The organism is Sphingomonas sp., from assembly GCF_024508665.1.
Lineage (GTDB): Bacteria > Pseudomonadota > Alphaproteobacteria > Sphingomonadales > Sphingomonadaceae > Sphingomonas.
Genome location: NZ_JANINP010000006.1, coordinates 800,222 through 824,413, shown reverse-complemented (window position 1 = coordinate 824,413; position 24,192 = coordinate 800,222). Strand labels below are relative to the sequence as shown.

Here is a 24,192-nt window from a genome sequence, read left to right as displayed (position 1 = left end):
TTGGGCATTGGCCCGTAATTCCTATGTGAGCGATTGACTCCGTCGGCGAAACGACCGAAAAGGAACATAATGAGAACACGACTTGGCCTCCGTCCGACCCCGGAAGCTCTCGCCTCGCGTTACGCTGCGGTGCGCGGCCTGAGCGTGGCATTGGTCGCGCCGCTGTCGGACGCGGATGCAACGGTGCAGTCGATGGAGGATGCGTCGCCCGCCAAATGGCATCTGGCGCACACCACCTGGTTCTTCGAGACGTTCGTGTTGCGCGATTTCGTCTCCGGCTACACGCTTCACGACCAACGCTTCCCGTTCCTGTTCAACAGTTATTACGAGGCCGAGGGCCGCCGCCACAGCCGTGCGCGGCGCGGCATGGTAACGCGGCCGAGCCTGGACGAGGTGCTGGCCTATCGCGCCGCGGTCGACGCCGCGCTGGCGGCGGCGTTACCGACATTGCCGAAAGAGGCGCGGGAACTGGTCCGGCTCGGCTGTCATCACGAGGAGCAGCATCAGGAATTGCTGCTGACCGACATTCTCCACCTGTTCTCGGAAAATCCGATTGAGCCGGCGATCTGGCCGGGCGCGCGCAAGGTGCCGGTGGCGATGCCCGATGCGATGGGCTGGATCGAAAATGCCGGCGGCGTGGTCGAGATCGGGCATGACAGCCCGCATTTCGCGTTCGATTGCGAAGGTCCCAGGCACAGCACTCTGCTCCACCCGCACGCTATCGCCGACCGTACCGTGACCAATGGCGAATGGGCCACGTTCATCGCCGATGGCGGCTATACCGAGCCGCGCCATTGGCTGTCTGATGGCTGGGCCTGGGTGCAGCGCGAGGGAATAAGCGCGCCGCTTTACTGGGAACAACGCGACGGCGCATGGACGCGGTTCGGGCTGGACGGCCGTCGCCCGATCGATCCGGCCGCGCCGGTCACGCATGTCAGCTTTTTCGAGGCCGATGCCTATGCCAGCTGGGCTGGCGCGCGGTTGCCGACCGAGATGGAATGGGAAGCGGCCGCGGCCGGATACGATCCCGACGGCGGCAACCAGCTCGACGTCGCGGGACCTGTCGAACCGCGCCCCTCGGCCGGCGGCCCCGCTTTTTTCGGTGACGTCTGGGAATGGACCGGCAGCGCCTATCGCCCCTATCCCGGTTTCCGTGCTGCGGGAGGCGCGGTCGGCGAGTATAACGGCAAGTTCATGAGCGGGCAGTTCGTGCTGCGCGGCGGCTCCTGCGCCACCCCACGTGGCCACGCCCGCGCCAGTTACCGCAACTTCTTCTACCCCCATCAGCGCTGGCAATTCACCGGCGTGCGCCTTGCCAAGGACGTTTGATTTGTCACGGCGCCGGCCCGCAAAGGATATCTGATGCTCAAACAGGAAATCGAGGACGGCACCCGAAGTTTCGCGGATCCCGCCTTTCGCGCCGACGTGATCGACGGGCTGACACGGCGGCCGCGCGCGATTCCGGCGCGCTGGTTCTACGACCATCGCGGCTCGGAATTGTTCGAGGCGATTACCGAATTGCCCGAATATTACCCGACGCGGACCGAGACCGCGCTGCTGCGCACGGTCGCCGGAGAGATCGCCGAGCGCGTCGGGCCCGGCCGGGCCATAGTCGAATTCGGATCGGGATCGTCGACCAAGACACCGATCGTGCTCCAGGCGCTTGACCCTTGCGCTTATGTCCCGATCGACATTTCGGGCGATTTCCTGCGCGAATCCTCGCGCGCGCTGTCCGAGCGATTCCCCGGCCTGCCGGTTTTTCCGGTCGAGGCCGACTTCCTGAAACCGATCGCCTTGCCGCATCAGGTTGGCACGGCGCCCAAGCTGGGCTTCTTCCCCGGATCGACGATCGGCAACATGATCCCCTTGTCGTCGACCGACCTGCTACGAGCGATGCGCGCGTCGCTTGGGGAAGGAGCGATGCTGCTGATCGGAATGGACCGGATCAAGGATGTGGACGTGCTCGAACGCGCCTATGACGACGGCGCCGGCGTCACCGCGCAGTTCAATCTCAATCTGCTCGAGCGGATCAATCGCGAGCTCGACGGGACGATCCCGATCGACGCGTTCCGCCACCGTGCGATCTGGAACGACGATCGCGCACGGATCGAAATGCATCTCGAGTCCGTGCGCGACGTCGTGTTCACGGTCGAAGGGCGGCCATTCGAGATGGCGGCGGGCGAGACGATCCATACCGAGAACAGCCACAAATACGGCCCGCGCGACGCGCGTCTGCTGCTGCGGTCGGGCGGCTGGACGCCGATCGCCGAATGGACCGATCCCGACGACCAGTTCGCACTCTACCTTGCCGAGGCCCAGCCGCCGCGTCCCGCACCGTGACGGCTGCCGGCGTGCATCGCGCCGCCGCGACCGGTTTCGCGAGCAGCGCGGACACTTACGCCGCCAGTCGCCCGGCCTATCCGGGTGAGGCGCTCGACTGGCTGCGCGACCGGATGGGCATCGGACCGGACAGCCGCGTGGTCGAAGTCGGCGCCGGAACCGGCTTGTTCACCCGCCTGCTCGTGGAAACAGGCGCGATGGTCCTCGCCACGGACCCCGTGGCGGAAATGCTTGCCCATCTGGCGTCTTCTGCCCCGGGCGTCGCGACCGCCATCGCTACTGCAGAAGCATTGCCGGTCGCCGCGGAATCGGTCGATGCCGTGATCTGCGCCACGGCCTTCCATTGGTTCGCAACCCCGCAAACGCTCGCCGAATTCCGGAGAGTGTTGCGACCGGGCGGGACGCTCGGGCTGATCTGGAACGTGCGCGACATCGAGGTTCCCTGGGTGCGGCGATTGTCGGAGATCACCGATCGCTATCAGGACGATGCTCCTCGCCAGAAGTCCCAGGCATGGCGTAGCGTTTTCCCTGCGCCTGGCTTCTCACCTCTCCACGAAACGACGATGCGCTACGTTCATGTGGGAACGGCCGAGGAAGTCATAATCGGCCGCACATTGTCGACCAGTTTCATCGCCGCTTTGCCCAGCAATCGCCGCACCGCCCTGATCGAGGAAATCCGCGCGATGATCGCCGCGACGCCTGAGCTGGCCGGCAAGCACAAAGTCCACTTTCCCTATGTGACTCGCGCCTACGATTGCGGCCGGATCGACTGACCGGTTGCCGCGTGACCGCCGCTATGGCTAGGGCGAATCGCATCGGCCTCGGCCGCAGAATCATTTGCGAGGAAGTGACATGCAAAGCGTGGGCGTGATCGGGGCGGGACAGATGGGCGCGGGCATCGCGCAGGTGTCGGCACAGGCCGGCTACCACGTGCTGCTCGCCGATGTCTCCAAGGAGCGCGCCGACGCGGGAAAGGCGGGCATCGCCGCGCAACTCGCCCGCGCGGTGTCGAAGGAAAAGATCACCGCCGAGGTTGCCGATCAGACCCTCGCGCGGATCGAGACGATCGAGGGCCCGTCGGCGATGGGCAAATGCGGGTTGATCATCGAGGCGGCGACCGAGCGCGAGGAGATCAAGCGCGCGATCTTCGCAGAGGTGGGCAAGGTGCTCGGTACGACCGCGGTGCTGGCCTCGAATACCTCGTCGATCCCGATCACCCGCCTCGCCCAGGCGACGCCCGACCCCAAGCGCTTCATCGGCGTCCACTTCTTCAATCCCGTGCCGGTCATGGGTCTGATCGAGATCATCCGCGGCCTCGCAACCAGCGACGAGACCGTGACGCTGATCGAGACCTATGCCGCCGCGCTCGGCAAGCAAGTCGTGCGCGCCAACGACGCGCCCGGCTTCATCGTCAACCGCATCCTGATGCCGATGCTCAACGAGGCGTGTTTCGCGCTCGGCGAAGGCGTGGCGACGATCCGCGACATCGACCTCGCTTGCCAGCTCGGGCTCAATCACCCGATGGGGCCGTTGACGCTCGCTGATTTCATCGGGCTCGACACCTGCCTGGAGATCACGCGCGTGCTGTTCGAGGGCACCGGCGATCCCAAGTTCCGTCCCGCCCCCTTGCTGGTCAAATATGTCGAAGCCGGCTGGTACGGCCGCAAGACCGGGCGCGGTTTCTACGATTATTCGGGCGCGGAGCCTGTACCGACGCGGTGATGGCGACGCGTCCTTTTTTTAAGCTGATCCCGATATTTTAACGCCTCCCCATCGAAGGCCGGGGCCCAGCGTCGATGATCCAGAGATGGCATCCCGCCATCGAGAGATTATGGTAACTGGGCCTCGGCCTTTGCCGGGGAAACGGCTATTTTCGCGCTGAGCTCTTTACGGAATCAGCATCCCCGCCAGGGCCGCCGACATCAGGTTCGCCAGACTGCCTGCTGCCAGCGCGCGCAGGCCAAGCTTGGCGATCATCGGCCGCTGGTTGGGCGCCAGGCTGCCGGTCGAGGCCATCTGGATCGCGATCGACGAGAAATTGGCGAAGCCGCACAAGGCAAAGGTGACGATCGCCGTGGTGCGCGGCGACAAATTTTTCATCTGGCCGAGATCGATGAACGCGACGAATTCGTTGAGCACGATCTTCTGCCCGAACAATTGCCCGGCCGCGCCGGTCTCGTTCCACGGGATGTTGAGCAAATACATGACCGGCGCGAAGATATCGCCCAGCATCCCCTGGAAGCTGAGCGTCGGATAGCCGAACCAGCCGCCGACCCAACCGAGCAGGCCGTTGGCCAGCGCGACCAGCGAGACGAAGGCGAGCACCATCGCCGCGACCGCGACCGCGATCTTGACGCCGGTCTGTGCACCCATCGCCGCCGCCATGATGACGTTCGATGCACGTTCCTCCTCGATATGCGACTCGGCGGCACGGATCGCGTCATCCTCGTGCGCCAGAACGGCCGCGCTGCCCTCCAGCGGCAATTCGCCTGCCGGCACCGGCTCGTCGGGCATGATCAGCTTGGCCATCAGCAGCCCGCCGGGCGCGGACATGAACGAAGCCGCGAGCAGATAGGGCAGCGCCGTCGGCCCGAGCAGCGAGGCATAGGCGGCAAGGATCGTACCCGCGACGCCCGCCATGCCGACCGACATCACCGCGAACAATTGGGATGGGGTCAGCGTGGCGAGATACGGCCGGATAACCAAAGGTGCCTCCGACTGGCCGACGAAGATATTGGCCGCGGCGCACAAGGATTCGACCTTGCTGACGCCGACTACTTTCTCGATCGCGCCGCCGATCCAGCGCACGATCAACTGCATGATGCCGAGGTGATAGAGCACCGAGACCAAAGCGGCGAAGAAGATGATCACGGGGAGCGCGGAAATCGCGAAGGCATTGCCGAACTTGGGATCGGTCGCCAGCGGCCCCAGGATCAGATTGGTGCCTTCGTGCGCATAATTGAGCAACGCGGTGACTCCGCCCGCCATCTTCTCGATCACCAATTTGCCGGCCGGGACATAGAGGACCAGCCAGGCGATGACGACCTGGAGCGCGAAGGCCGCGCCGACGACGCGCAGGCGGATTGCCTTGCGATTGGCGGAGAGCAGATAGGCAATCGCCAGAATGACAAGGATGCCGGCAATGCCGATCAGGAAACGTGGCATGTGTTGGTAAGCCCCCACTCACTCATCCGATGCGCGAGGCGCCGGCAAACCCGGGGCCCCGCCCATGCGATAGGTCAAATTGCCGGCAACTATGGCGGTAAAAATCGGACTAGGACAGCCCCTTGGCCCGCGCATTGCCCGGAGGGCTCCGGGACGGGTCAATTCAGTCATCTGGCGTTCATGTTTGCGGGATCACGCCCTATAAGGCCGGTAGCCCGGGCCGCGTGGTTATGGGCGCCTGCGAGGGAGCATGAAAGATGACCCATATCATGAAGATGGCGCTGGCGGCGTCGATGCTGGCGGGGATCGGCACGGCCGCTCCTGCGTTCGCCGCTGACAATGCGATGAAGGTGTGCGGCGCCAAATATCAGGCCGCCAAGACCGCCAAGACGCTGCCCGCGGGCCAGACCTGGAGCCAGTTTCTGGCGCAGTGCCGCGCATCCTTGCCCAAGCCCGCCGCGGTCACGGTGCCGGCGAAGCCGGTGGTCGCCGCCAAGCCGGCCGTCGTGACGAAACCGGCTCCGACGCGCGTCGCTGTCGCCAAGCCGCCGAAGACGCCGGGTCAGCCGAGTCCGGCCCAGGCAGCTATGTACGCGCGCGAGCGTCAATGCGGCGCGCAATATCGCGCCGCGAAAGCCGCCGGCAAGGTTCCCGCCGGCCAGACCTGGCCGCAATATTGGAGCGCGTGCAACAAGCGTATGAAATAGCCGCTCCAGGCGCCCGGCCGGCGGCAACCGGCCGGGCCGTTTACTGCACGCCTGGCCTGCCGCCACGCAGAGCGTTATGTTCGCTACTTTCCGCCCGAATGCCCTTAACGGCGCGCATCTCCGTTCGCAGCTCGAGCCGAGAACGTATGCCGAACAAATTGATCGGTTTTGGAGGCAATCGCGGACTCGGATGCCCCGATTGCGATATCTCCCATCCCACGGCCGCCGGTATCCTCCGGTCGGCCACCGCCGGCGGCGAGCCGCAGAGGAAGGATGTGGGATGACGATGATGTTGAAGACCGCGATGGTCGCGATCACGATTGCAGGCGTTGGGATGCTGGCGACTCCGGCGACCGCCGCCGATAATCCGATGAAGATTTGCGGCGCGAAATATCGCGAAGCGAAGACGGCCGGTACACTGCCCGCCGGACAGAGTTGGATGCAGTTCCTCGCGCAATGCCGAGCCTCGCTGCCCAAGTCCGCCGCCAACAAACCCGCCGCCGTCAGCGGCGACAAACCAGCCGCACCGACTGGCGCCAAGCGTCCGCGCAGCGCGGCGCAGACCGCGACCGCGTCTCGTCAGCACGAATGCGGCAACCAGTGGAAAGCCGACAAGGCCGCCGGCAAGATCGCGCCCGGCCAGACTTGGCCGCAATATTGGAGCGCGTGCAACAAGCGGCTTAAGTGACCTAGGGGAGCGACCCGGTCGATCCCCTTTCGACCGGGCCGTTTGACGCGCACGGAATTGGCGCTAGCGTCGTGCCGCATGGAAACACCCGCTCCCGCCCAAGAGGTAAGGCTGCCTCGTTCGCTCTTCGTCTTTTCGATCCTCTATGGCGGCATGGTCTGCATGGCGGGCGTGCTTGGCGTCAAACAGGTCGCGCTGGGACCGCTCGCGGTCGAAGCGGGTATTTTCGGGTTCCTCCTGCTGGTCGTCCTGTCGAGCGCCGTCGCTGAAATCCATGGGCAGAAGACCGCGACGATGCTCGTCCGGCTCGGCTTCGTGCCCCTGTTCACCTCGGCCGCTTTGATCCAGATCGTCCTTGCGCTGCCGCATGACCCCGGCATGTATCCGCCGGCAATCGATGCCTTCCCCATCGTCGTCGGTCAGAGCGTGCGGATGATGTTGGCGGGCTTCATCTCTTACGGCACCTCGCAGACACTCAACGTCTTCATCTTCTCGAAGCTCAAGGGACAGGAAGGCAAGGGCCGTCTGGTCTGGTTCCGCGGCATGGTGGCGAGCGTGATCAGCCAGATTGTCGATACCCTATTGTTCATCACCATCTCCTTTTACGGCGAGCGCCCGATCCTCCAATTGATGGAAGGGCAGATGCTGACCAAGATCGTCCTGTCGATCGTGCTGGTGCCGTTCCTGATCACCGCCTTCGTCGCGCTGGGAAGGAAGCTCGATCGCGCCTGAGCGGCCCGCTCGTCGTACCAGCGAAAGCTGGCATCTTTCTCGGTATATTCCGCCGAAGGCCAACACCGGGTTGAGCATGCCCCGCAGGCTCACGGACGATCCGGAGCGATGTTCTTTCGCTGGGATAACGGAACGGGTATGGCGCGCCCATGACCGATCATTCCCCTTCGCCCCAATTGCTCGCCAAGGCCGAAACGCTCGTCGAGGCGTTGCCGTACATGCAGCGTTACGCGGGCCAGACCTTCGTCATCAAATATGGCGGCCACGCCATGGGCGACCCCGAGGCGCAGCGCGATTTCGCCGAGGATGTGGTGCTTTTGAAGGCAGTCGGCATCAACCCGGTGGTCGTCCATGGCGGCGGCCCGCAGATCGGCGCGATGCTCAAGCGACTGGGAGTCGAATCGGAATTCATCGGCGGCCTGCGCGTCACCGACGCCGCCACCGCCGAAGTCGCCGAGATGGTCCTGGCCGGGAAGATCAACAAGGAAATCGTCGGCTGGATCGCCGCGCTCGGCGGCCGCGCGGTCGGCATTTCGGGCAAGGACGCCAATCTGGTCATCGCCGAAAAAGTCACCCGCACCGAACCCGACCGCAATTCGGGGATCGAACGCCATGTCGACCTGGGCTTTGTCGGCGAGCCGGTGACGGTCGATCCCTCGATTCTCAAGAATCTGGCGCGCGACGGTTTCATTCCGGTTGTGGCACCGGTCGCGCTTGGCGTGGATGGCGAGACTTATAATATCAATGCCGATACGATGGCGGGCTCGATCGCTGGCGCGCTGGGCGCGACGCGTTTCTTCCTGCTGACCGATGTCGCCGGCGTGCTGGACAAGGCGGGCGATCTCCAGACCGACCTCGACCGCGCGACGATCGAGGCGATGAAGGCCGACGGCACCATCTCCGGCGGGATGATCCCCAAGGTCGATACCTGCGTCGCGGCGGTCGAGGCCGGGGTCGGAGCGGCGGTTATCCTGGACGGCCGGGTGCCGCACGGCATGCTGCTCGAAATCTTCACCCGGCGCGGCGCCGGCACGCTGGTTCGCGCCTGAGGGCTGTTCGCAGCCGGTTCGTTCCTATATCGATACGGATAGGGCCGCACCTCGGAGACAAACTTGATTACCATCCTCAGTATTCTGCAGGTCCTGCTGACCGTCGCGCAGTGGATCATCATCATCCAGGCGATCCTGTCCTGGCTGATTTCGTTCAACGTCATCAACACCCACAACGACACCGTGCGCGCGATCTGGACGGCGCTCGACCGGATCACCGAGCCCTTCTATCGACCGATCCGGCGCATCATGCCCGATTTCGGCGCGCTCGATCTGTCGCCGCTGGTCGTCTTGCTGATCATCTGGTGCCTCCAGATCGCAATCGGTCGGCTGGCCTTGTGGTGGGTCGGCGCGGGCGCGCTCTGAGCGGCTGGCGCACGACTTCCGACGGGATCGAGATCGCGGTGCGCGTGACGCCGCGATCCTCCCGCAATGAGCTCGCGCCGGGTCCCGGGCATGCCGCGGCGCGTCTGAACTCCCCGCCGGTCGACGGCGCCGCCAATGCCGCGCTGATCGAGCTTGCGGCAAAGCATTTTGGTGTGCCGCGGCGCGACGTGCGGCTGATCGCCGGCGATCGCGCCAGACTGAAGCGGCTGGCGATCTCGGGAGACGCCGAAGCGCTGGCGAAGATCGCCGCCGCGCTCTATCAGGCCGAGCCATGACGGCGAACATCATCGATGGCAAAGCATTCGCGCTGGCATTGCGCGAGCGGATCGCAACCCAGGTCGCGACATTTCGCGAGACGACAGGGCGCGTGCCCGGCCTAGCGGTGGTTTTAGTCGGCGAGGATCCGGCTTCGGCCGTCTATGTCCGCAACAAGCATAAGGCGACCGTCGCCGCGGGCATGGCGAGCTTCGAGCACAAGCTGTCCGCGCATACCTCCCAAGCCGACCTGCTGGCGCTGGTCGACCAGCTCAACGCAGATCCCGCGGTGGACGGCATCCTGGTTCAGCTGCCGCTGCCCGGACATATCGACGAGCGCGCGGTGATCACGCGGATCGATCCCGACAAGGATGTCGACGGCTTCCACCCGGTCAATGCCGGGCGGCTGGCGACCGGGCTCGAAGGATTCGTGCCGTGCACGCCGCTCGGTTGCCTGATGCTGCTCAAGGACCAATTGGGCGACCTCGCCGGCCTCGACGCTGTGGTGATCGGGCGGTCGAACATCGTCGGAAAGCCGATGGCGCAGCTCCTCGTCAAGGAAAGTTGCACTGTCACTGTGGCGCATTCGAAGACCCGCGACCTGTCGACCGTGGTCAAGCGCGCCGACATCGTCGTGGCGGCGGTCGGTCGGCCCGAAATGGTCAAGGGCGAGTGGATCAAGCCGGGCGCTTGCGTGATCGACGTCGGCATCAATCGCGAGCCGCCGGAATCCGGCGGCAGCAACGGGCGGCTGGTCGGAGATGTCGACTTTGCCGGCGCGCTGAGCGTGGCGGGGGCGATCACTCCGGTGCCGGGCGGAGTCGGCCCGATGACGATCGCGGTGTTGCTCAGGAACACGATGATATCCGCGCATCGCCGCGAGGACGTGTCCTACGACAAGGATGCCTGGTGATCCTGCTGCCGCTGATGCTGGCGGCATCGAGCGCAGTTCCGCGCAGCGCAGCTGACGCCGAGCGATCCTTCGCTCGCGATGCGCAGATCGAGGGGCAATGGACCGCCTTTCGGCACTGGGCGGATGACGATGCGGTCATGTTCTTGCCCCAACCGACCAAGGCGCAAGCCTGGCTGATGGATCGCAAGGATCCGCCCAATTCGGTGATGTGGTGGGCCGCCGATAGTTTCGTATCCTGCGACGGCGCCCACGCGGCCAATACCGGCCCGTGGATTCGTGGCTGGGCTAAGGCCCAAGGCTATTTCTCGACGATCTGGGCGCGGCGGTCCGACGGCGAGTGGAGATGGCTGGTCGATAGAGGCGACTCCTTGACCAGCCCACGCGCCGCCGGCGAACGGCCGCGCGTGACCCGCGCGTCGTGCGATGGTCGCCCGACCACCGTCGCGGCGGTGCGTTACCGTGACGGCGAAACTGGTGAGGGTCAGTCGAACGATCGTACGCTCGCATGGCGTTGGCACGTCGCTCCGGACGGCGCGCAAAGCTTGGACGTGTGGCTGTGGGACGGCCGCCGGATGAAGCAGGTCATCGCCGACCGGACCGCCGCGAAATGATCGAACTCTATCTTTCCGCGCTGGTCACCTTCTTCGTCGTCATCGATCCGCCCGGCTGCGCGCCGATCTATGCCGGGCTGACCAACGGAGCGACGCCGACGCAGCGTCGTTCGATGGCGATCCGCGCCGTGCTGGTCGCGGCGATCATCCTGTTCGTGTTCGCCGGAGTGGGCGAAGCGATGCTCAAGGCGTTGGGTGTCAGCCTGTCGGCATTCCGCATCGCCGGCGGCATCATGCTGTTCCTGATCGCGCTCGAAATGGTGTTCGAAAAACGCACCGAGCGGCGCGAGGACCGCGCCGCCAAGATCGCGCAGACTCCCGAAGTCGAGGACGTGTCGATCTTCCCGATGGCCATGCCGATGATCGCGGGACCGGGCTCGATCGCATCGGTCATGCTGATGATGAGCCGCAATCACGGGCTCGAGAAAGTGGCCGCCGTGCTCGCCGCGCTGGCGACGATCCTGGCGCTGACCCTGGTCGCGCTGCTCGCCGCTGGGCCGCTGATGCGGTTGTTGGGCGCGCGGATAGAAGCGGTCATCACGCGTATCCTCGGCGTCTTGCTCGGCGCGCTGGCGGTGCAGTTCGTGATCGACGGCATCCGGATCAGCCTGGGCCTGAGCTGACCAGCGTCCATTAACCGTCACCCCAGCGCAAGCTGGGGTCTCAAGCCATATCGCCCCACCGCCTTAGACCCCAGCTTTCGCTGGGGTGACGGATGGGGAGTGCTGGGGAACGGACGCGCCTACTTGATCCGGAACAACCGCAACGGCGAGTTTCTCGGCAATTCCAGCGGCTCGAGGAACGCGAACATCTCGCCCTTGGCCAGCCGGTCATAGAATCCGCCCGGATTGCGCGCGCGATAGATCGTCGATTCGGCCATGTTCGGGCAAACCAGCAGCATCGTCGCGCCATGCTTCCTCGCGATCGCACGGAATTGGTCGGGCGATCCGCCAAAGGCGTGTTGGACGTCCAGGATCGCGTCGCCATTGCGGTGATAGGGCCCCGCCACCGCCTTGTGATGCGTAACGACGATGATCCGCGGCCCGAGATCGACGAAGCTGAAGATCGTCGCGCTCGGATATCGATTGAGCGGCGCGAGGCTGCTGATGGCAGGGCATCGTGCGCTCGCGCGGTTTATCGTCGTGATGCGGGCGTCCGGCTTGTCGATCGGCAAGAACCGGAGCGACAATCCACCAAACATGCCCGAGGCGACCAGCACCACCGCGACCGGGCCGAGCACGCGGACCAGCAAATTGGGGCTGTCGAGCAGCAACGGCACCGCGATCCAGATCAGCGCCGCCGCGCCCGGCACCGCGAGCAATTGCGCCGCCGGCCCGGCGCGCGTCTGCCACAACAGCATCAAACAGGCGAACAGGGTGAACAAGGTCACCGCCGACCAGCCGACCATATTGGGCGCGCGATCGGCGATGGCACGCCTGGTCGCGATCGCCGCGCCCAACAGGCCGATGATCGGCAAGGTGACGATCGGAAACGCCTGGCGGAACGGATGCTGATAAATCGGCTTGGCCTCGCGCACATTGTCGAGCCAGTTGCGCACCAGTTCGGGCGACGCCTGCTCGGGCCGCCCCAGGCATTGCGGGAACAGCCAGGCGAATCCGGCGACAATTACCGCGCCGGCGGCAACCGCGAGGCCGAGCCGCGCCCAGCGCGACGCCGGGCTCAGCCAGGCCAGGACGAATAGCAACCCGCCCGCGACCAGCATCACCGTCAGGTAAACCGGCGTCAGCGCGTCGCAGCGCATTACCGAATTGGCATAGGAGGCGAACGCGCCGTAGCCGAGCGCAGTGCCGCTTGCCAGGCTGACGCCATAAGCGGCGACGCGCCGCGCCTCGCCGCGATCCCAGATCCATTGCAGCGCGATGATCGCCCCCGCCATCGCGGCATAAGGCAGCATTTCTAGGCCGATCGAGATGCTGACCGCGCTCGCCAGCCCGACGATCACCCCGCCGCGCGCACCCTTTGGGTCGCACAAACCGGCGACGGTCAGGCTGAGCATCGCCAGTTGCCAGCCATGGTGATCGATGCGGTCGGGCGCGAACATCAGCATCGTCGGCGTGCAGGCGCAGACCAATAGCGCCATCGCCAAAGGCCAGGCGTGCGGGCTGACCAGCCGCCGGACGGTCGCGCCAAGGCCGATGAACGCGATCGACAGCGGCAGCAGCGGCGCGATGCCGCACGCCACCCGTTCCGCCCAAGGCGTGCCGATGAACGGCCGCAGGATCAGGATCAGCCCGGCGATCGGCAAGTCGACGATACGGCTCCAATGGATGTCGAAGCCGCCCGGCGGATTGAGGTAATAATCGCGCAGGTCGTACCAATCCTGCCCGTTGAGCAGCGCGCGAACCTGCATCAGTCGCATATTGTCGTCGGTATCGCCGAGCCCCAGCGACCGGATCTGCGGCCAGGCGCTGATGACATACCACAAGCCGACGATGAGCCAGGCGAGCAGCGCGTATTTGATCCAGTGCCGGTCGAGTTCAGCGACCAGGTCGGACCACCAGCTTTCGATCTTGCTCAAAATGCTTCCCTCGCGCGTTCAGGGGCTTTAGGGCGGCGCGCACTCCCAGGGCAAGCGCGTGACGGCAATTCTCAAACAAATCGATACGTGGCGGGAAAGCGGGCTGATGGGCCAGCTGGTGCGCTTCGGCATTGCCGGCGGGGTATCGACGCTGATCTATTCCGCGGTCTACCTGCCGCTCACCACCTGGGTGTTTCCTGCCGCGCACGCAGTCTATGCCGTGCCCTTCGCCTTCGCCGTCGCGGTGACTGCCGGCTTCTTCCTGCACAGCCGCTGGAGCTTCAAGGGACACGGTACGCGCCAGCCGGGCGGTACGCAGCAGATCAAGTTCGTCATGGTGCAGGCATCCGGCATGGGACTCAACGCCGTGATCACCTGGGTCGGGACCGCGTTGCTCGGCTATCAGGCCTGGGTGCCGCTGTTGCCGGCGATCGCTTTGGCGACGATCTTCACGTTCATTCTCAATCGCTGGCTCGTGTTCGCCTGATGGCCCTCTTCCCGCTCATGGATTGCCCCAAATAATGGACCGTATCGTTTACGACCGCATGGCGGAGCACGACTCATCGCATTGGTGGTATGTCGCGCGCCGGGACATCCTGCACGATTATGTCGCGCGCTACGCCAATGTGCCCAAACAGGCGCGCATCCTGGAGATCGGGTGCGGCACCGGCCACAATCTGGCGATGCTGCAGCTTTTCGGCGACGTCGATGCGATCGAGATCGACCCCGCCGCCGCCGCGATCGCCAGCAAGCGGCTGAACAAGCCGGTCAGCAACGCCCCGCTGCCGATGCTGCCGGGGATCGAACGCGGGGCCTATGACATGATCGCGGTGCTCGACGTGGTCGAGCATATCGACGACGACGTCGCCGCCTTGCGCGCGATGAAGGACTGCCTGAAACCCGGCGGCAAGATCCTGATCGCTGTGCCCGCGCACCAATGGATGTGGTCCGCGCACGATGTCGTGAACCATCATCACCGCCGCTATTCGAAAGCCAGCCTGAAAAAGGCCATCGATGCGGCCGGGCTGGAAACGCGCAAGTTCGGCTATTTCAACTCGCTGCTGTTTCCTCTCGCCGCTGCCGCGCGCGTGGCGGGTCGGATGACCGGCCGTGACGACAGCGACGATTCGCCGCCGCCGGGGCCGGTCAACAAGCTGTTCGAAGTGATTTTCCGCCTCGAGCGCCACATGGTCGGCCGCGTGCCGATGACGCCGGGTCTGTCGATTCTGACCTTGGCGGTGCCGAAGGCCTAAGTTCCTTCCCCGTTCACGGGGAGGGGACCGCCGACCGCAGGTCGGTGGTGGAGGGCATTGCGGCACGGGCACCAGGAGGGGCAACGCCCCTCCACCAATCCGCTACGCGGCTTGGTCCCCCTCCCCGCGAGCAGGGAGGAGACGATCCTCTGCCCGGTACCCCAAGGTTGCCTTGCCCTGCACCGGCCCCGCAACATCCGATACCAGATACAGCGGTCGCCGCTTCGACTCGACATATAGCCGCCCAAGATACTCGCCGATCATCCCGAGCACGAACATCTGCACCGCGCCGAGCAGCACGACGATGAATGCAAGAGACGTCCAGCCAGGCACCGCGCTGCCCGAGAAGAACCCTACAGCGATATAGATCAGCAGCAGGAACGACGCGCCGGTCAGGGCCAGGCCGACATGGCTGGCAAAGGTCAGCGGCTTGGTCGAAAAGCCGGTCATCGCGTCGAACGCGAGGCGCAGCATTTTCGACAGGGGATAATTGGTCTCGCCGGCGAAACGCTCGGCGCGGTCATAGGGAAACGGCACCTGGCGGAACCCGATCCAGGCGACCATGCCGCGAATGAAGCGGGCTTGCTCGGGCAAGGCCAGGAACGCATCGAGCGCCCGCCTGGACATCAGCCGGAAATCGCCGGTGTCGAGCGGGATCGGCGTGTCGGTAACGCGATCGAGCAGGCGATAGAATGCCGCGGCGGTCGCCTTTTTGAACAAGGTCTCGCCTTCGCGCTTGCGGCGAACCGCATAGACCACGTCCGCGTCTTCCGCCGCCATCATCTGGCGCATATCGCCCAGCAGTTCGGGTGGATCCTGAAGATCGGCGTCGATGATCAGAATCTGCTCGCCCGAGCACAGATCGAGCCCGGCGGTCAGCGCGAGCTGGTGTCCATGATTGCGCGAAAGGTTGATCGCGACAAGCCGTGGATCGCCTTGCGACAGCCGCTGCATGATAGGCCAGCTATCGTCCTTAGACCCGTCGTTGATCAGGACGAGCTCGTAATCCTCGCCAACCTCCGCCTTGGCGGCGGCGGTGACACGGCCGTGCAGCGTCTCGAGGCTCAATGCCTCATTATAGCACGGGACGACGATCGAGAGCTTTGGGCGATTCATGGCGGTGCTGCTTAGTCGCCCGCGCGGTCCGCGTCATCGCCTTTCGTGGTTTCCACGGCCGCGCCCTCGCGCGCCTGCGCCTTGCGGCGGCGCAGATTGGCGCGCAATTGCTCGGCAAGGCGGGCGGCGCGGTCGGCTTTGTCGTTCTTGGCGGTCATTGGACGGAATCACCTAAACCCGCCGACCGCGCCTTGACAATATCCGGGTCGGCGGACATAGGCGCGCCTCCGTCGTGGCCTATGGCCCCGCGAGAGTGCTGCCGTAGCTCAGTGGTAGAGCGCATCCTTGGTAAGGCTGAGGTCGTGAGTTCAATCCTCACCGGCAGCACCATTTTCTCCCTGATCGACCCGGATGGCGTTTCATCGGGCGGCAGGGTAGCGTCCCCACGGAATTGAGCCGGAGGATGATCGGCTGACACAGGCATGGATTCCGAGAAGGGACCGAGCGTGACCGGTACCGAAGAGGCCGAAGATCGCGCGTTCAAGGCAATCCGCGGCCCTTGGGCCGGCACGCCGCACCATCTCGACGCGCCCTTCTGGCCGACGCCCGAGCCGCTGGTCGAGCGCATGCTCGATCTCGCCGGAGTAGGGCCGGGAGATCATCTCATCGACCTTGGCTGTGGCGACGGCCGCATCGTTATTGCCGCCGCACGCCGCGGCGCCAGCGCTCTCGGCGTCGATATCGACGCGGAGCGTATCGCCGAGGCCGAGACGGCAGCGCGCGCCGCCGGCGTCGAACAGCTTGTCCGGTTCCGCCGCGAAGATCTGTTCGCGACACGACTCGAGGAGGCCAGCGTCGTCACGCTCTATTTGCTTCCAATGGTCCATGGCCTGCTTGGCGCGCGGCTTCGCACCGAGCTCGCACCGGGCAGCCGCGTGCTCGGCCATGCCTTTGCGATACGCGACTGGGCGCCACATAAGCATGAGGTCATCGATCAGCGCGAAGTGTTCCTCTGGGTTGTCGACTGACCACGCTTAGGGTTTGAACTCGGCGACGAGATCATAGCGGTCGCCGCGGAACAGCTGGCGGACATGCGTCACGATCTGTCCGGCGCGCCACGTCGTTCGGTCGAGTTCGAGACAGGCACCGCGCGGTCGCAGCCCCAACGCCTTCGCCTCCCCTACATTCGCCTCCACTGCCCGGATGCGATGGCGGGCTGCGGTCCAGGGGACGTGGTGGAGCAGCCATGTGCCGGGCGCTTGATCGACGAAGCTCTCCTGCTCGGCCTCGGGCACTTCGGTCAGCGCGATCAGCCGGCGTTCGAGCGCGAACGGTTCGCCGCCGCCATAATGCAGCCCTTCGACCAGCAGCGCCGGCAGCGCGAGTTCGCCAGCGCTCTCCGCCCCGCGGCGGCCGGTCAATTGCCAGCGATAATCTTCCCCACGCGCGGCGATGACCTGCGCGAGGTCTGGGACTTCGAGCACGGCGGAATGAACTTGCGGATGCGCGACGAACGAGCCAGCCTTGCGGCGACGTTCGATCAGGCCGTCCTTGGCCAGGCCGCCCAGCGCCTTGCTGACCGTCGCGCGCGAACAACCGTAAGCCGTGACCAGTTCGTGCTCGAAGGGGATGCGATGCCCGGGCTTCCACTCCCCCGAATGGATGCGCGCCTCGATGTCGCCGCGGATGAGCGCCTCGACCGTCATGCCAGCAGGGCGGCGACGGTGTGACGATAACGGGCAGCGATCGCATCGGCGGCGATATGACGGCCGTGGTCGACCAGCTTGCGGCCCGCGCGCCAGACGCCATCGATCGCACCCGGCCGCGCCGCGAAGATCCAGCGGTCGAGCAGATCGGCGCCGGCACCGATCATCGCAGGATGGTCGAGGTCGAGCGCGACGAGGTCGGCGGCGTTGTCGACCGCGATCCCGCTCTTGATGCCGAGCGCCTGGGCGCCACCCGCGTGGGCGGAAGCGAACAGTTTGGCACCGACCGACGGCTCGGCATCGTCGACCAGCAACGCGCGCTTCCGTCGCGTCAGGCGCTGCGAATATTCGATGGCGCGGAGCTCGCTCGCGGCGTCGATCAGGATGTTCGAGTCTGTCCCCACGCCGATTCTTCCACCCGCCGCGAGATACTCGACCGCAGGGAACACGCCGTCGCCGAGATTGGCTTCGGTCACCGGACACAGTCCCGCCACCGCCCCGCTCGCCGCAAGTTGCGCGCGTTCGCGTTCATCGACATGGGTCGAGTGGATCAGACACCAGCGTGCATCAATCTCGCCATGGTCGAGCAGCAGTTCGACCGGCCGCGCGCTGCTCCACCGCAAGCAGGCTTCAACCTCGCGAATCTGCTCGGAGGCATGGATGTGGATCGGACCGGATTCGGCCAGCGGAATGATCGCCTCGAGTTCATCGAGGGTCACCGCGCGCAGCGAATGCGGCGCGATGCCGAGTACCGCATCGGCGGGCAGCTTGGCGCGGCTTGCCTCGACCAGCCGCGCGAAACCATCGACATTGGAAATGAACCGCCGCTGGCCCGGCGCGGGCGGGGCGCCACCAAAATCGGCATGCGCATAGAATACCGGCAGCAGGGTGAGCCCGATCCCGCTCGCCTCGGCCGCCGCCACGATCGCGCCCGCGGTTTCGGCCGGGTCGGCGTAGCGCGCGCCACTCACGTCATTGTGGAGATAGTGGAATTCGCCGACGCGGGTGAACCCACTCTCCAACATCTCAACATAAGCCTGCGCGGTGATCGCGGCGATGTCGTCAGGCGTCAGGCGATCGAGGAAGCGGTACATCACCGCGCGCCAGCTCCAGAAATCGTCGTCGGGCCGGCCGCGCCGCTCGGACAGGCCAGCCATGCCGCGCTGAAAGCCGTGGCTGTGGACGTTGCACAGGCCGGGCAATGCCGCGCCGTGACGCTGGTCGTCCGGCTGGGGCGCGACATCTGTCTCGACGGCGGAAATGAACGCGCCGGCAACCGAGATGCGCACTCGGCGGACCCAGCCATCGGGCAGCAATGCGCGTTCGAACCAGAGTGTCGGCATCGGTCCTCCTGTCGATTATGTCTAGACATAATAATCGACGCGGGCAAGGATGGAGGCATGGAGCGGACCTGGACCAATGCCCGACTCGCAACCATGGCCGGCGATGGGCTGGGCGTGATCGAAGACGGCGTGGTGGTGAGCCGCGACGGGCGGATCGCTTATGCCGGGCCGCGCACGGAGGCTCCCGAAACGTCGGGTGATAGCGTGGATTGCGGTGGGCGCTGGATCACGCCGGGACTGATCGACTGCCACACCCATCTGGTCCACGCGGGCGACCGGTCGGGCGAGTGGGCGATGCGGCTCGACGGCGCATCCTATGAAGAGATCGCGCGGGCCGGCGGCGGCATCGTCTCGACGATGCGCGCGACGCGAGCGGCGAGCGAAGCCGATCTGGTCGCGGCCGCTTTGCCCCGGCTCGACGCCCTGCTGGCCGAGGGCGTGACGACGATCGAGATCAAGTCGGGATACGGCCTGACCGTCGCCGACGAACTCAAGATGCTGCGCGCCGCGCGGTCGTTGGAAGGCCAACGTCGCGTGCGCGTCAAGCCAACCCTCTTGGGCGCGCACGCTTTGCCGCCCGAATATGCCGGCCGCGCCGACGATTATGTCGCGCTGGTCACCGATGAGATGATCCCCGCCGCGCGAGGTCTCGCCGACGCGGTCGACGCCTTTTGCGAAGGGATCGGGTTCACGCCCGAACAGACCGGACGCGTGCTCGACGCGGCCCGGCGCGCGGGGCTGCCGGTCAAGCTCCATGCCGAGCAATTGTCGGCGTTGCACGGCGCAAGCCTGGCGGCGAGCTTCGGCGCGCTGTCGGCCGATCATCTCGAATATGCCGACGAGGCCGATGCAGTGGCGATGGCGGCGGCGGGAACGGTCGCCGTTCTGCTGCCCGGTGCTTTCTATTTCATGCGTGAGACCAAGCTGCCGCCGGTCAACCTGTTCCGCGCGCATCGCGTGCCGATCGCGATCGCAACCGATTGCAACCCTGGCACCTCGCCGACCACTTCGCTTCTGCTGATGCTCAACATGGCAGCGACCCTGTTCCGCTTGACCGTGACGGAGGCATTGCGCGGCGTGACCGTCCACGGCGCGCGAGCACTGGGCCTTGCCGAGGAAATCGGCACGATCGAGCTCGGGAAGGCCTGCGACCTGGCCGTCTGGGACATCTCCGAGCCGGCGGAGCTGGTCTACCGGATCGGCTTCAACCCTCTCCATCTACGCGTGAAGGACGGCGAATGCTGCTGACCCCCGGTGCCGTCTCCTATTCGGCGTGGCAGGCGATCTATGAGGGCGCGGTGCCGGTGCTCGATCCGGCCTGCCGTCCGGCGATCGCGGAGAGCGCAGCGTCAGTGGCGCGCATCCTTGCCCGGCATGAGCCGGTCTATGGCATCAATACCGGGTTCGGGAAGCTCGCCAGCGTCCGGATCGGCGACGAGGATCTGGCGACGCTCCAGCGCAATATCGTGCTGAGCCATGCCGCCGGCGTCGGCGATCCGATGCCGGTACCGATCGCACGACTGATGATGGCGCTGAAGCTCGCCAGCCTCGCACGCGGGGCGTCGGGCGTGGGGCCGGCGACGGTCGAATTGCTCGCGGCGATGCTGGCCAAGGGGCTGGTCCCGGTGGTGCCCGCGCAGGGGTCTGTCGGCGCGTCGGGCGACCTCGCACCGCTTGCGCACATGACCGCGACGATGATCGGAGTGGGCGAGATGTTCGTGGGGGATCAGCGTCTGCCCGCGACACAGGCGCTGGCCGAGGCGGGGCTCGCGCCGCTCGACCTCGGGCCCAAGGAAGGCCTCGCGCTGCTCAATGGCACGCAATTCTCGGCCGCCTATGCGCTGGCCGGACTGTTCGAGGCCGAACGCCTGTACCGCGCGGCGCTCGTCACCGGCATCCTGTCGACCGAGGCGGCCAAGGGGTCGGACGCACCGTTCGACCATCGAATCCATGCCTTGCGCGGCCATCGCGGCCAGATCGAAACCGCCGACGCATTGCGCCGGATGATGGAGGGATCGGCGATCCGCGCCTCGCATCGCGAAGGCGACGCGCGAGTCCAGGACCCCTATTGTCTGCGCTGTCAGCCGCAGGTGATGGGTGCTGCGCTCACGCTGCTGCGCCAGGCGGGCGACACATTGGTGACCGAAGCGAACGGCGTGTCGGACAATCCCTTGATCTTCCCGGAGACCGACGAAGCCTTGTCGGGCGGCAATTTCCACGCCGAGCCCGTCGCCTTCGCCGCCGACATGATCGCGCTCGCCATTTGCGAGATCGGGAGTCTGGCCGAACGTCGTGTCGCGATGCTGGTCGATCCCGCCTTGTCCGGGCTGCCCGCGTTCCTGACCCCCAAACCCGGCCTCAATTCCGGATTCATGATTCCGCAGGTGACCGCCGCGGCTTTGGTCTCCGAGAACAAGCAGCGCGCGACGCCGGCAAGCGTCGATTCGATCCCGACCTCTGCCAATCAGGAGGATCATGTGTCGATGGCGGCGCATGGCGCCCGGCGGCTGATCGAGATGGCGGCGAACGTCGATGCGGTGCTGGGGATCGAGTTGCTGGCCGGCGCCCAGGGATGCGACTTCCACGCGCCGATGCTGTCAAGCGAGCCGGTCGAGCATGCGCGCCGGTTGCTGCGCGAGCGCGTGCCGACACTGACCGACGACCGACATATGGCGCCGGACATGGCGATCGCGACGGAATTGGTGCGGTCGAAGCGGTTGTTGGTCGCGGTCGGCGAATTGCCGGGAGTGTTGGGGTGACTGCGGCGCTGTCCCTTACCCGTCACCCCGGCCTTGTGCCGGGGTCCACCGGGCAACCGAGCACGAAGCTTGAGCCTCTTGTCCAGAGCCTGCGGCACGGTGGATCCCGGCACAAGGCAGGGGTGACGATGGAAGTACGGACGGCTTTGGACTCTGAGGCGAGCGCAGGAGCGACCGTATGACCTGGCTCCACGTCGAACGCAGCGATTCCCCACTGATCCTCGCTTTTCCCCACGGCGGAACCGAGATTCCCGGCTCCCTCCTCCCCGACTTCCGCTCACGTTGGTGGGCGATCCGCGATGCCGACTGGCATATCCGTGCGCTGTACGACGGCCTCGCCGACGCGACGATGATCTGGACCGACGTGTCGCGCAGCGTGATCGACTGCAACCGCGATCCGTCGGGTGCGTCGCTCTATCCGGGGCAAGCAACCACCGGTCTGTGCCCGACGGAGACGTTCGATGGCGAGCCGCTCTATCGCGACGGCGCCGCAGCCGATGTGTCAGCGCGGCGTGAAACCTGGTTCGCCCCCTATCACGCAACGATCGAGGCCGAGATCACGCGCCTCCGAGCGCTGCACTCGCGCGTCGTGCTCTACGATTGCCATTCGATCCGCAGCCGTGTCCCACGCCTGTTCGACGGCGCGCTTCCCGAGCTCAACATCGGCACCGACAACGGCACAACCTGCGATTCGGAGTTCAGCGATGCGGTGGTCGCCCAATGCGCCGGTCGCAGCCACGTCCTCAACGGCCGCTTCCGCGGCGGCTGGACCACGCGTCACTATGGCCAGCCCGGGCACGGCGTGCACGCGATCCAGATGGAGATCGCGATGCGCGCCTATCTGAACGAGCCTGCCGGCGAGCCCGATGAGAGCAACTGGCCGCCCGCCTGGGATCCCGATCTCGCCGCCCCGCTTCGCGCCGACCTTGCGCGCGTGCTCGCCGCCGCCCTTTCCTTCGCCAAGGACCAAGCATGACCCGCATCGATAATCAGCGCCACATCCAGGCCGCGACCGGCACCGATCTCTCGGCCAAGTCCTGGCTGACCGAAGCGCCGCTGCGCATGCTGATGAACAATCTCGACGCGCGGGTGGCGGAGAATCCGCAGGAACTGGTCGTCTATGGCGGCATCGGCCGCGCGGCGCGGGACTGGGAAAGCTATGACCGCATCGTCGAGACGTTGCGTCGACTGGAGAGCGACGAAACACTATTGATCCAGTCGGGCAAGCCGGTCGGCGTGTTCCGCACGCACGAAAACGCACCGCGCGTGCTGCTCGCCAATTCGAACCTCGTGCCCCACTGGGCGACGTGGGAGCATTTCGCCGAGCTCGATCGCGCCGGGCTGATGATGTACGGCCAGATGACCGCAGGGTCGTGGATCTATATCGGCACCCAGGGCATCGTTCAGGGTACGTACGAGACGTTCGTCGAGATGGGCCGCCAGCATTATGGCGGCGACTTGAGCGGCCGGTGGCTGCTGACCGCAGGCCTCGGCGGCATGGGCGGCGCACAACCTCTCGCCGCGGTGATGGCGGGCGCGTCGTGCCTGGCGATCGAGTGCCAGCCGAGCCGGATCGAGATGCGCCTGGCGACCGGTTATCTCGATTTCAAGGCCGACACGATCGAAGAGGCGATGGCGATCCTCGAGCGCGCCAAAGCCGAGAGCAAGACGGTGTCGGTCGGCTTGCTCGGCAATGCCGCCGAAGTGCTGCCCGAGATCTTCCGCCGCGGCATCCGCCCCGACCTGCTGACCGACCAGACTTCCGCGCACGATCCGGTCAATGGCTACCTCCCGATCGGCTGGGCGCTCGATCAATGGTTCGACGGGCGTGAGCGAGACCCCCAAGGTGTCGCCAAGGCGGCCAAGGCGTCGATGGCGGTCCATGTCCGCGCGATGCTCGACTTCCAGGCCGCAGGCGTGCCGACGGTCGATTACGGCAACAATATCCGCCAGGTCGCCAAGGACGAAGGCGTCGCCAACGCGTTCGATTTCCCCGGCTTCGTGCCCGCCTATATCCGCCCGCTCTTCTGCCGCGGCATCGGTCCGTTCCGCTGGGCGGCTTTGTCGGGCCATCCCGAGGATATCTACAAGACCGACGCCAAGGTGAAGGAGCTGCTGCCCGACGACGCGCATCTCCACCGCTGGCTCGACATGGCGCGCGAGCGAATCCACTTTCAGGGCCTGCCGGCGCGGATATGCTGGGTCGGGCTCGGCGATCGCCATCGGCTCGGTCTCGCGTTCAACGAGATGGTGGCGAAAGGCGAATTGAAGGCGCCGGTGGTGATCGGCCGCGACCATCTCGATTCGGGATCGGTCGCCAGCCCCAATCGCGAGACCGAGGCGATGCGGGACGGGTCGGACGCGGTCAGCGACTGGCCGCTGCTCAACGCCCTGCTCAACACCGCCAGCGGCGCGACCTGGGTGTCGCTCCATCACGGCGGCGGGGTCGGCATGGGCTATTCGCAGCATGCCGGGATGGTGATCGTGGCCGACGGCACGCCCGAGGCCGCCAAGCGGCTCGAACGCGTGCTGTGGAACGATCCGGCGACTGGCGTGATGCGCCATGCCGATGCCGGCTACGACATCGCGATCGACTGCGCCCGCGAGAAGGGACTCGACCTGCCGAGCCTGGGCTAAGCCGGACGTCGGAACGTCCGCCGCCGCCGAAACGTTCGTGCCGCTCGAAGGA

General features: G+C 65.9%; 26 protein-coding genes and 1 tRNA gene. 21 read left to right on the top strand and 6 right to left on the bottom strand.

What is annotated here, in order from left to right:
• The first annotated feature begins 69 nt into the window (after positions 1–69).
• From egtB to Q0L25_RS12715, 4 genes are all read left to right on the top strand, one after another.
• The gene (egtB, locus tag Q0L25_RS12730) at positions 70–1,329 is read left to right on the top strand and encodes an ergothioneine biosynthesis protein EgtB (protein WP_296614794.1); all 1,260 of its coding nucleotides are present in this window, start codon (positions 70–72) and stop codon (positions 1,327–1,329) included.
• A 33-nt stretch (positions 1,330–1,362) separates the two neighbouring features.
• A complete protein-coding gene (gene egtD / locus Q0L25_RS12725; RefSeq protein WP_296614791.1) occupies positions 1,363–2,340 on the top strand; it encodes an L-histidine N(alpha)-methyltransferase in 978 nt (325 codons plus the stop codon).
• Positions 2,337–3,113 (top strand): class I SAM-dependent methyltransferase, encoded by a 777-nt coding sequence (locus tag Q0L25_RS12720; RefSeq protein WP_296614789.1) that lies wholly within the window; start codon positions 2,337–2,339, stop codon positions 3,111–3,113. Before egtD ends, Q0L25_RS12720 begins: the two co-directional genes overlap by 4 nt.
• 79 nt (positions 3,114–3,192) lie before the next feature.
• A complete protein-coding gene (locus tag Q0L25_RS12715) occupies positions 3,193–4,062 on the top strand; it encodes a 3-hydroxybutyryl-CoA dehydrogenase (RefSeq protein ID WP_296614786.1) in 870 nt (289 codons plus the stop codon).
• 165 nt (positions 4,063–4,227) lie between these two features.
• On the opposite strand, the gene Q0L25_RS12710 is transcribed toward Q0L25_RS12715, so the two are convergent.
• Complete coding sequence (locus Q0L25_RS12710) at positions 4,228–5,505, bottom strand: nucleoside transporter C-terminal domain-containing protein (RefSeq protein WP_296614784.1); 1,278 nt, start codon at positions 5,503–5,505, stop codon at positions 4,228–4,230.
• A 257-nt stretch (positions 5,506–5,762) separates the two neighbouring features.
• On the opposite strand from Q0L25_RS12710, the gene Q0L25_RS12705 reads away from it, so the two are divergent.
• From Q0L25_RS12705 to Q0L25_RS12665, 9 genes are all read left to right on the top strand, one after another.
• Complete coding sequence (locus Q0L25_RS12705) at positions 5,763–6,212, top strand: hypothetical protein (RefSeq protein WP_296614781.1); 450 nt, start codon at positions 5,763–5,765, stop codon at positions 6,210–6,212.
• Between the two features lie 280 nt (positions 6,213–6,492).
• Positions 6,493–6,900 carry a hypothetical protein gene (locus tag Q0L25_RS12700; RefSeq protein WP_296614779.1) on the top strand — a complete coding sequence of 136 codons (408 nt, stop codon included), beginning with the start codon at positions 6,493–6,495 and terminating at the stop codon, positions 6,898–6,900.
• 78 nt (positions 6,901–6,978) lie between these two features.
• Positions 6,979–7,632 carry a queuosine precursor transporter gene (locus Q0L25_RS12695; protein WP_296614778.1) on the top strand — a complete coding sequence of 218 codons (654 nt, stop codon included), beginning with the start codon at positions 6,979–6,981 and terminating at the stop codon, positions 7,630–7,632.
• 149 nt (positions 7,633–7,781) lie between these two features.
• Positions 7,782–8,681, top strand: a complete 900-nt coding sequence (gene argB, locus Q0L25_RS12690; protein WP_296614776.1) for an acetylglutamate kinase — start codon at positions 7,782–7,784, stop codon at positions 8,679–8,681.
• Between the two features lie 63 nt (positions 8,682–8,744).
• A complete protein-coding gene (locus tag Q0L25_RS12685) occupies positions 8,745–9,047 on the top strand; it encodes a YggT family protein (RefSeq protein WP_296614774.1) in 303 nt (100 codons plus the stop codon).
• Entirely contained in the window at positions 9,023–9,343 is a 321-nt protein-coding gene (locus Q0L25_RS12680; protein ID WP_296614772.1) for a DUF167 domain-containing protein, read from the top strand. Before Q0L25_RS12685 ends, Q0L25_RS12680 begins: the two co-directional genes overlap by 25 nt.
• Positions 9,340–10,236 carry a bifunctional methylenetetrahydrofolate dehydrogenase/methenyltetrahydrofolate cyclohydrolase FolD gene (folD, locus tag Q0L25_RS12675; protein ID WP_296614770.1) on the top strand — a complete coding sequence of 299 codons (897 nt, stop codon included), beginning with the start codon at positions 9,340–9,342 and terminating at the stop codon, positions 10,234–10,236. The genes Q0L25_RS12680 and folD overlap by 4 nt, the downstream gene beginning before the upstream one ends.
• Positions 10,233–10,847: a hypothetical protein gene (locus tag Q0L25_RS12670; RefSeq protein ID WP_296614768.1), complete on the top strand. Its 615-nt coding sequence runs from the start codon at positions 10,233–10,235 to the stop codon at positions 10,845–10,847. Before folD ends, Q0L25_RS12670 begins: the two co-directional genes overlap by 4 nt.
• Positions 10,844–11,470 (top strand): MarC family protein, encoded by a 627-nt coding sequence (locus Q0L25_RS12665; RefSeq protein WP_296614766.1) that lies wholly within the window; start codon positions 10,844–10,846, stop codon positions 11,468–11,470. The genes Q0L25_RS12670 and Q0L25_RS12665 overlap by 4 nt, the downstream gene beginning before the upstream one ends.
• A gap of 119 nt (positions 11,471–11,589) precedes the next feature.
• Here Q0L25_RS12665 and Q0L25_RS12660 read toward each other — a convergent pair whose 3' ends face one another.
• Positions 11,590–13,386, bottom strand: coding sequence for an AcrB/AcrD/AcrF family protein (locus tag Q0L25_RS12660; protein WP_296614764.1), 1,797 nt, complete (start codon positions 13,384–13,386; stop codon positions 11,590–11,592).
• A gap of 58 nt (positions 13,387–13,444) precedes the next feature.
• On the opposite strand from Q0L25_RS12660, the gene Q0L25_RS12655 reads away from it, so the two are divergent.
• Positions 13,445–13,873 (top strand): GtrA family protein, encoded by a 429-nt coding sequence (locus Q0L25_RS12655; protein ID WP_296614761.1) that lies wholly within the window; start codon positions 13,445–13,447, stop codon positions 13,871–13,873.
• 34 nt (positions 13,874–13,907) lie between these two features.
• Positions 13,908–14,639 carry a class I SAM-dependent methyltransferase gene (locus tag Q0L25_RS12650; RefSeq protein ID WP_296614759.1) on the top strand — a complete coding sequence of 244 codons (732 nt, stop codon included), beginning with the start codon at positions 13,908–13,910 and terminating at the stop codon, positions 14,637–14,639.
• A gap of 102 nt (positions 14,640–14,741) precedes the next feature.
• On the opposite strand, the gene Q0L25_RS12645 is transcribed toward Q0L25_RS12650, so the two are convergent.
• Positions 14,742–15,755, bottom strand: coding sequence for a glycosyltransferase family 2 protein (locus Q0L25_RS12645; protein ID WP_296614757.1), 1,014 nt, complete (start codon positions 15,753–15,755; stop codon positions 14,742–14,744).
• 11 nt (positions 15,756–15,766) lie between these two features.
• The gene (locus Q0L25_RS12640; RefSeq protein ID WP_296614755.1) at positions 15,767–15,913 is read right to left on the bottom strand and encodes a hypothetical protein; all 147 of its coding nucleotides are present in this window, start codon (positions 15,911–15,913) and stop codon (positions 15,767–15,769) included.
• A gap of 97 nt (positions 15,914–16,010) precedes the next feature.
• Between Q0L25_RS12640 and Q0L25_RS12635 the strand changes: the two genes are divergently transcribed.
• A tRNA-Thr gene (locus Q0L25_RS12635) sits at positions 16,011–16,085 on the top strand.
• Between the two features lie 92 nt (positions 16,086–16,177).
• Positions 16,178–16,723 (top strand): methyltransferase domain-containing protein, encoded by a 546-nt coding sequence (locus Q0L25_RS12630; RefSeq protein WP_296614753.1) that lies wholly within the window; start codon positions 16,178–16,180, stop codon positions 16,721–16,723.
• Between the two features lie 6 nt (positions 16,724–16,729).
• Here Q0L25_RS12630 and Q0L25_RS12625 read toward each other — a convergent pair whose 3' ends face one another.
• Together Q0L25_RS12625 and Q0L25_RS12620 are read right to left on the bottom strand one after the other, a co-directional pair.
• Complete coding sequence (locus tag Q0L25_RS12625; protein WP_296614752.1) at positions 16,730–17,401, bottom strand: UTRA domain-containing protein; 672 nt, start codon at positions 17,399–17,401, stop codon at positions 16,730–16,732.
• Positions 17,398–18,744, bottom strand: a complete 1,347-nt coding sequence (locus Q0L25_RS12620; protein ID WP_296614750.1) for a formimidoylglutamate deiminase — start codon at positions 18,742–18,744, stop codon at positions 17,398–17,400. The genes Q0L25_RS12625 and Q0L25_RS12620 overlap by 4 nt, the downstream gene beginning before the upstream one ends.
• Before the next feature lie 57 nt (positions 18,745–18,801).
• Here Q0L25_RS12620 and hutI point away from each other — a divergent pair, with 57 nt between their 5' ends.
• From hutI to hutU, 4 genes are all read left to right on the top strand, one after another.
• Positions 18,802–19,992, top strand: a complete 1,191-nt coding sequence (hutI, locus tag Q0L25_RS12615) for an imidazolonepropionase (RefSeq protein ID WP_296614749.1) — start codon at positions 18,802–18,804, stop codon at positions 19,990–19,992.
• Positions 19,983–21,503: a histidine ammonia-lyase gene (gene hutH, locus Q0L25_RS12610; RefSeq protein WP_296614747.1), complete on the top strand. Its 1,521-nt coding sequence runs from the start codon at positions 19,983–19,985 to the stop codon at positions 21,501–21,503. Before hutI ends, hutH begins: the two co-directional genes overlap by 10 nt.
• Positions 21,504–21,681: 178 nt before the next feature.
• Entirely contained in the window at positions 21,682–22,479 is a 798-nt protein-coding gene (gene hutG, locus Q0L25_RS12605) for an N-formylglutamate deformylase (RefSeq protein WP_296614743.1), read from the top strand.
• Positions 22,476–24,140, top strand: coding sequence for a urocanate hydratase (gene hutU, locus Q0L25_RS12600; protein ID WP_296614740.1), 1,665 nt, complete (start codon positions 22,476–22,478; stop codon positions 24,138–24,140). Before hutG ends, hutU begins: the two co-directional genes overlap by 4 nt.
• Positions 24,141–24,192 lie beyond the last annotated feature (52 nt).

Coding starts and splice junctions, on each gene's coding strand:
- Q0L25_RS12705 (WP_296614781.1), top strand. CDS start 5,763: ATGACCCATATCATGAAGATGGCGCTGGCGGCGTCGATGCTGGCGGGG.
- Q0L25_RS12640 (WP_296614755.1), bottom strand. CDS start 15,913: ATGACCGCCAAGAACGACAAAGCCGACCGCGCCGCCCGCCTTGCCGAG.
- hutG (WP_296614743.1), top strand. CDS start 21,682: ATGACCTGGCTCCACGTCGAACGCAGCGATTCCCCACTGATCCTCGCT.
- Q0L25_RS12700 (WP_296614779.1), top strand. CDS start 6,493: ATGACGATGATGTTGAAGACCGCGATGGTCGCGATCACGATTGCAGGC.
- hutH (WP_296614747.1), top strand. CDS start 19,983: ATGCTGCTGACCCCCGGTGCCGTCTCCTATTCGGCGTGGCAGGCGATC.
- Q0L25_RS12710 (WP_296614784.1), bottom strand. CDS start 5,505: ATGCCACGTTTCCTGATCGGCATTGCCGGCATCCTTGTCATTCTGGCG.
- Q0L25_RS12665 (WP_296614766.1), top strand. CDS start 10,844: ATGATCGAACTCTATCTTTCCGCGCTGGTCACCTTCTTCGTCGTCATC.
- Q0L25_RS12650 (WP_296614759.1), top strand. CDS start 13,908: ATGGACCGTATCGTTTACGACCGCATGGCGGAGCACGACTCATCGCAT.
- Q0L25_RS12630 (WP_296614753.1), top strand. CDS start 16,178: ATGGATTCCGAGAAGGGACCGAGCGTGACCGGTACCGAAGAGGCCGAA.
- folD (WP_296614770.1), top strand. CDS start 9,340: ATGACGGCGAACATCATCGATGGCAAAGCATTCGCGCTGGCATTGCGC.
- Q0L25_RS12625 (WP_296614752.1), bottom strand. CDS start 17,401: ATGACGGTCGAGGCGCTCATCCGCGGCGACATCGAGGCGCGCATCCAT.
- egtD (WP_296614791.1), top strand. CDS start 1,363: ATGCTCAAACAGGAAATCGAGGACGGCACCCGAAGTTTCGCGGATCCC.
- hutU (WP_296614740.1), top strand. CDS start 22,476: ATGACCCGCATCGATAATCAGCGCCACATCCAGGCCGCGACCGGCACC.
- argB (WP_296614776.1), top strand. CDS start 7,782: ATGACCGATCATTCCCCTTCGCCCCAATTGCTCGCCAAGGCCGAAACG.
- egtB (WP_296614794.1), top strand. CDS start 70: ATGAGAACACGACTTGGCCTCCGTCCGACCCCGGAAGCTCTCGCCTCG.
- hutI (WP_296614749.1), top strand. CDS start 18,802: ATGGAGCGGACCTGGACCAATGCCCGACTCGCAACCATGGCCGGCGAT.
- Q0L25_RS12645 (WP_296614757.1), bottom strand. CDS start 15,755: ATGAATCGCCCAAAGCTCTCGATCGTCGTCCCGTGCTATAATGAGGCA.
- Q0L25_RS12620 (WP_296614750.1), bottom strand. CDS start 18,744: ATGCCGACACTCTGGTTCGAACGCGCATTGCTGCCCGATGGCTGGGTC.
- Q0L25_RS12715 (WP_296614786.1), top strand. CDS start 3,193: ATGCAAAGCGTGGGCGTGATCGGGGCGGGACAGATGGGCGCGGGCATC.
- Q0L25_RS12695 (WP_296614778.1), top strand. CDS start 6,979: ATGGAAACACCCGCTCCCGCCCAAGAGGTAAGGCTGCCTCGTTCGCTC.